Here is a 6,207-nt window from a genome sequence, read left to right as displayed (position 1 = left end):
CATCCTGAAGCGTCAGAGGGGCGAGAAGCCCCTATGAAAGTGTCGTGTCGCGGGGCAAAGACATAGACAAGGAACTTCCGGGACACGACACTAGCAAACCTGATTAAGCTATCTCAAAAGAACGATCCTTCCGGTTTCCACCCTTTCCCCGAGCTTTGCCCTGTAGAAATAGACTCCCGAGGAAGCGGCTTCGCCGGAATCCTTGACGCCGTCCCACACTGCCCTATGCATCCCCGGACCGAAAGTGCCGTCCACGACCGTCGAAACTTCCTGTCCTCTTACATTGAAAACTTTCACCTCCACTTTCTTCCCGGTTGAAAGGAAGAAAAGAATCTCAGTCTCACCTTTGAACGGATTCGGCCTTGCTCCCAGGACTGCCTCATTGCCCGGTGCATCAAGAGCATATATGGATGGTGGTGTTGCCGCACATGGGAACGTTGCAGTGAGCAAGTAAGAATCAGTCTTGCTGTATTCCGTGCTTGATGCCGGATACACTCTCACAAAGAACGGTCCTGCCTTGGGATTGTTGTATGTAATGAATTCGTCGCTTGTGCCGGCGTTTGCGGAACTGCCCACGGTCCTGTGCGCGGGATCATAAAGTACCATGTTATAGTTCTTCGGCAGGCTTGTCAGACTAATCGATATCGCCCCGGCTCCGGCCACATCCAGCTTGTAGTAGTCATTGTCAGTGCCGGTGTAGACGTACGATTCGTAAACCGCCCCGCTTCCGATCGGCGCGAATGCTGAGCTGAAACTGGCGTTAGGCTCGTAAGTGTCTGGCGGAGCACTCCCGGTCGTGAAGGTGTAGTCCCCCGAAACAGCAAGATTGGCCAGCGCGTCCTGGGACTTGACCCTGTAGTGATAGAGTGTCCCGGGCGAAAGGTCGCTCAGGGACACAGCGTGATTGGTCAAAAGTGTTCCATTGTATAAAGACTGCTGCCCGTAAGAAGTCGTGACTCCGTATTCAACCTGCGAAGTCGCCGGCTCGTCCGTCGTCCATGTGACCGTCGAGTAGTCAACGCCAATGGAGCCGGCGGAGACATCTGAGATGACTGGTGGAGTAACATCCACACCGGGGATAGTGTAAACGGTGCCGTGTACCGTGTAGGTTGAAACCCCGTTGGTTGAGATTATCACGTGTCCGTTTACGACCGTTCCCTTGCCAGAAGGAATCGTCCCGGCCGAACCCAACTCGGTCTGATAGATGTAGCTATTGGCGGCGACGAGCCTGTTGATCACAGTCTGAGTCGGATGGCCGTAGCTGTTCGAACCAACAGAGATGATCGAGACCTCAGGCAGAAGCGCGTTGACAAGAGTCTGGTTTGAGTTGTACGCGGAGCCATGATGGTCAACTCTGTAAACCTCTACGTCACCGACAAGAGGAGCCACAGAGCTTTCGACATCCTTGTAGCCGCCCGAGTTTGCGCCTGACAGGTCGCCTGCCTGATAGAATTCAAAGGAGCCAATCTTGATCTTGAGAACGACACAGAGGTCGTTCTCGTCGCTTACACCCGAGACTCCATTGCCGTTCAAGGCAACACACGTGGCGGTTGCCCCACCTCCGAGATCCAGCACCTGCCCCTTTACGAATGTTGTTCTCTTTGAGCCGACTGCGTTCACGTACTGGACATATGCCTGAGTCGTATAACTTCCACCACGGTCGTAGGCCGCAACGTTTATTTTCGAGCTTCCCCCCAGCCCGTTTATGACCTCGTCAAGCCCGCCAATGTGGTCGACGTGGTAGTGCGACACGACAGTGTAGTCAAGCGATGAGATCCCTTTTGACTGAAGATACGGAAGTACGACATTTGTCCCCTTGCCGGTTTCTCCACTGTCGAAAAGGAGAGTCTTGCCGGTTGGAGAAATAACGAGAGTCGCATCACCCTGGCCGACATCGATGCAGTGGATTTCAAGATTTGCCGCGAATAACAGAGAAGGAAGAAGAAATAATACAATCGCTGAAAACGATGCTACTCTTGCCATCACTGCAAGCCCCTTTCCGTCAACGCCGAGCATTGGACTCCGGAAGAAGGCTTGCCTGAAGTGAAATCACCACTACAGTCCCCAAGCCTCCGACCGGAAGCTACGGCTTCTTGACCTGGAAGGGCGTTGGCAAAGCAGAAAACGAATACGCGAGAAAACCCATCCCTGGAAAAAAGCCCAGCATTCCAACGGAGACTGGGCCACAACGGACCCGTGCTTTCCCTAGAAGACACGGGTTCCAGGGGCGCAGTCTCACCATAAGTCTATCTCTTTCAGCACCTTCCGTCAAGGAAGAACTCTCTATTGTGCCCTCTTGTGCAGGGGGGCGTATCTAGCGGTCATAAGGCCCCTACGACACGCCGTCGCCCCCGGATTTTTTCTCTAAGGCCCGGAGGCTAGATGACGATAACAAAGACAGATTGCCGCACTCTGTTGCTGTGCGTTCGTCTTGTCACTTTGTTCGTTTCGGCAGGAGCATTTGCTCCAACAACGGAGGTCGTAGGTTTCTTCCCTTCGACAAAGGGAAGAAGTTCAAACAGGAGGAGTGAAATGAAGAACATATCATTCAGTCCCGCCGGTTATCTCTTTTTCTGTCTTCTCTTCTGTACACTTTTTGTTGGTATGTCGTTTTCACCTGCCGAGGCCCAGATCCGCATATTCACAAAAACGCTCGATGCAGGAGTCTATGACGTGGCCTCATCCATGACCCGGACATACGACGGGGGATTCGCCGTGGCGGGGGCAACGATGAGTTATGGGGCGGGCCTGACAGATATCTTCATCTCAAGGTTCGACCGCTCAGGGGACCATGTGTGGACGAGAACACTTGGGGGCACGGGTTACGATGAGGTCTACTCTGTCTGGCAGTCTCTCAACAACGAGCTTCTCGTAACCGGGTCCACTACCAGCTACGGTGCGGGCGGCCTTGACCTGATACTGTCAAAGTTCAACTCATCGGGTGATCTTGCGTGGACAAAAACTCTCGGCGGCAGCGGCGCAGACTATGGACGCTCCGTCATACACACGTTCGACGGCGGGTTCGTCGTGACCGGAGCGACTTCAAGTTATGGTGCAGGCAACTATGATCTTCTTCTGTCCAGGTTCGATACATCAGGCAACCGCACCTGGACAAGAACACTTGGCGGAAGTGACCGGGAGTGCGGTTTCTCTGTGATTCAGACAATGGATGAAGGATACGTCGTGACGGGATACACACGCAGCTACGGAGCCGGCTCAGCCGACCTCATTCTTTCAAAGTTCAACGACGCAGGAACCCATCTGTGGACCAAAACCCTCGGAGGAATTTACGATGAGGAGGGAAGGTCCGTAATTGAGACGTCTGATGGATCGCTGGTGGTGACAGGCTACACCCGCAGCTACGGGGCGGGGAGCTCTGATATCATCATTTCGAAATTCACTTCGTCCGGAACGCATGTCTGGTCAAGGACAGTCGGGAGCACCGTTTACGATTACGGCCATTCTGTCATTGAGGCATCAGACGGGAGCCTGATCCTTGCAGGCTCTGTTTCTGAGTATGGCGCGGGCTCTGATGACGCCGCTCTCCTCAAGTTTGGTGCGTCAGGCGACCTTCTCTGGACAAAGGCAATTGGAGGAAGCAGTGTGGACGTTGCCTATTCTCTTGCACAGGCTGTGGACGGCGGACTCCTAGTGGCAGGATATACTCAGAGCTATGGCGCAGGCAATAGCTGCGTCTTGATCTCTGGTTTTGACTGTGACGGAAACGGTTGTAGCGGGGTCTTCGTACTCCCGACCGTGACTGCGATAACACCGACTGTTGCCTCGCGGGCTCCGTCGCTTGGCTCCCCAATACCAACTGTAACGACTCCTTCTCCGAGCGTTGGAATAGAGGTAGCATCGATGACCACTGCTTGTGAGACAGAGACTTTTGCCGAGGATATGCCGCCTGCGATGACTAAGCCCCAGGTATCCGCATTCAGGATCGGGGTCGCAAGCCCGGTTTCTTCGCACATCACGGCAAATCTCTCGTTGCTGAACGCGACGGCCGTCAACCTCACTATCTATGACGTTTCAGGCCGCATGATCGGACAGCCGTATAGATTCTCGGAGATGAGGGCCGGTAATCACACATTGGAGATCCCTGCCTCTCACTTGAAGAGCGGAGCCTATCTCATCGTGCTTGAAGGGGCGGGTCTCAGAGAGATGGTAAAGGTAGTCAAAGTCAGGTAGGGAAAGACAGCCTCTCCACCCTGAAATAAGTTAGCTGGAAAGCCTCTGACTGCGGAAGGGACGATACCGTCCTGAATGCTTTCGCTGAAAGCCGGGGTCACGATTGACGGTCGAGGCCACCTCGACCGTCAACTTCTCTTCTGCAAATATCCAGTTGCCGCAAGACATCCAGTGTGCCGTCCCATATCAAAGATACCGCAATTGACACAAGCAGCAACGCGTGTTGGAATAGACACAAATAGCGAACGATTTCCCCAATGCGAGTCTCCCATACGCCTTCCAAGTCGGCGGGATAGCCTGAAATGTCTCTGCTACTGGTTTGGAAGAGCGTTCGAACAGCGTCCTCCGGGCAGAGGAAGATTGGCGCGAGATGAAAAAGTGAGCACATCCGGCCTGACACAATGAATCTTCAGCATCTCTTCGCTGAATACGGGCTGTATCCCTCCACATTTCTGGTCTGTTTCGTAAGCGGGTTTATTCCGGTCGTAAACGCGGAAGTCTACTTGGCGGCAGTTTCAATGGTTGCGCCGAAGTTTTCGGCGTTCCCGCTTGCATTTACGGCAGCCTCAGGGCAGATGATTGCCAAATCAATAATCTATCTGGCTGGTCGCGGAGTTCTCAGGCTGCCAATCAAAAGATATGAGAAAAAAATGGACAGGGTCGCTGAGCAGATAGAAGCCTGGGGAACCAAGACCGGCCTCTTCACATTCATAAGTGCTTTTACCGGATTCCCTCCTTTCTATGCTGTCAGTTTTCTGGCCGGAGTCTTGAACGTGAAGTTTCAACGGTTCTTCTTGTATGGCTTCCTTGGAAGGCTTCTAAGGTTTTTTGTTGTTGTCCTTTTCCCTCGGGCTGTGGGGGAACTCATCAAATGAGAATGCAGATACTGGTTGACTCTCAAGAATTCTGCGAGAGTCTTAGACATGACTTGCTTTCGTCGAGAGACTACTCCTTCATACAAACGCTGTCATTCGAGGGAGACAGCGCTGGTAAGATGCTGGCCAGTTTACTTCTATCTTCGAAATGCGCCGACAAGAGAATTCTCGTTGATTCCTTCACAAAGTTCAGGTTGAGTGACAAGCTGGTTTACTCTCCCAAGAATCTGTTCAATTCCAAACTACGGAGGGAGGTCAGGGAGACTACCGGAATGATCGAACATCTCAGGAAAAGCGGGATAGGCATGAGATTCACGAATCCCAACGGTCCGCTTTTCATGAGGGCGGCGGCACGGAACCACAAAAAGTTGCTCGTTCTGGATGACAGGGTGGCTTACGTGGGTGGAATAAACTTCAGCGAGCACAATTTCTATTGGCACGACATGATGCTCAGGATTGAAGACCAAGGAGTGGCAGAGTTCCTGAAGGAAGACTTCTTGTCGACTTGGAACGGTCACAATCTCAATGCGTCGAGGCGCTTTGAGGGAGTGGAGTTTCATCTCCTGGATGGTGTTTCGAACGAGGCAAGCTTCATGCCGATCCTGGGGTTGCTTAGAAACTCGAAAAGAAGAATCTGGGTCGAAAGTCCTTACCTGACATTTCCGTTTAGCCGGATACTCAGAGAACTAAGAAGCAATGGCGTGTCAGTAACCATAGTAACTCCCGAGGAAAACAACGAAAAGCTTCTCAAAGAATGCCTGCTGTGGGAGTCAGCCAGGTCCGATTTCGACCTCAGACTCTACAAGGGTAGAATGACGCATTTGAAGGCTATTCTCATAGATGACGATTTCCTCCTGGTAGGTTCTGCCAACTTTGACTATCTGAGCTACCACTCTCAGCAGGAAGTAGTGGCTGTTGTCAGCGATCCCGATGTCATTCAAAGTTTCAAAGAGCGAATAGTCAGCAAGGACCTTGAGAATTCAAGCGTATTTGACGGGAAAGTGAATGGATTGAAAGGGAATCTAATTCATCTGGGGCTGCGGTCTCTTGGAAAGCTAGCGACATCCCTCGGCAAACTCTAGCCCGGCAGCCGTCACGTTGTAGTGTGCCGTCCCGGAGATAGCCTCGCAGAATGCACGAA

General features: G+C 52.6%; 4 protein-coding genes. 3 read left to right on the top strand and 1 reads right to left on the bottom strand.

Annotated features, from left to right (window positions below; genetic code table 11):
• Nucleotides 1-108 precede the first annotated feature (108 nt).
• Nucleotides 109-2,016 carry an MBL fold metallo-hydrolase gene (locus tag QME66_07700; protein ID MDI6808847.1) on the bottom strand — a complete coding sequence of 636 codons (1,908 nt, stop codon included), beginning with the start codon at nt 2,014-2,016 and terminating at the stop codon, nt 109-111.
• Between the two features lie 516 nt (nt 2,017-2,532).
• On the opposite strand from QME66_07700, the gene QME66_07695 reads away from it, so the two are divergent.
• The 3 genes from QME66_07695 (at nt 2,533) to QME66_07685 (ending at nt 6,148) form a co-directional block, all read left to right on the top strand.
• Nucleotides 2,533-4,191: a T9SS type A sorting domain-containing protein gene (locus QME66_07695; GenBank protein ID MDI6808846.1), complete on the top strand. Its 1,659-nt coding sequence runs from the start codon at nt 2,533-2,535 to the stop codon at nt 4,189-4,191.
• A 401-nt stretch (nt 4,192-4,592) separates the two neighbouring features.
• Nucleotides 4,593-5,066 (top strand): VTT domain-containing protein, encoded by a 474-nt coding sequence (locus tag QME66_07690; GenBank protein MDI6808845.1) that lies wholly within the window; start codon nt 4,593-4,595, stop codon nt 5,064-5,066.
• Nucleotides 5,063-6,148 carry a phosphatidylserine/phosphatidylglycerophosphate/cardiolipin synthase family protein gene (locus QME66_07685; protein ID MDI6808844.1) on the top strand — a complete coding sequence of 362 codons (1,086 nt, stop codon included), beginning with the start codon at nt 5,063-5,065 and terminating at the stop codon, nt 6,146-6,148. The genes QME66_07690 and QME66_07685 overlap by 4 nt, the downstream gene beginning before the upstream one ends.
• Nucleotides 6,149-6,207: the final 59 nt, after the last annotated feature.

The sequence above is a fragment of the Candidatus Eisenbacteria bacterium genome (assembly GCA_030017955.1).
GTDB lineage: Bacteria > Eisenbacteria > RBG-16-71-46 > JASEGR01 > JASEGR01 > JASEGR01.
The sequence above is the reverse complement of the archived record's forward strand: the minus strand, read 5'-3'. Positions and strand labels throughout refer to the sequence as shown.

Excerpts from the sequence above, each read along its gene's own strand:
- QME66_07700 (MDI6808847.1), bottom strand. The coding sequence starts at position 2,016 with ATGCTCGGCGTTGACGGAAAGGGGCTTGCAGTGATGGCAAGAGTAGCA.
- QME66_07695 (MDI6808846.1), top strand. The coding sequence starts at position 2,533 with ATGAAGAACATATCATTCAGTCCCGCCGGTTATCTCTTTTTCTGTCTT.
- QME66_07690 (MDI6808845.1), top strand. The coding sequence starts at position 4,593 with ATGAATCTTCAGCATCTCTTCGCTGAATACGGGCTGTATCCCTCCACA.
- QME66_07685 (MDI6808844.1), top strand. The coding sequence starts at position 5,063 with ATGAGAATGCAGATACTGGTTGACTCTCAAGAATTCTGCGAGAGTCTT.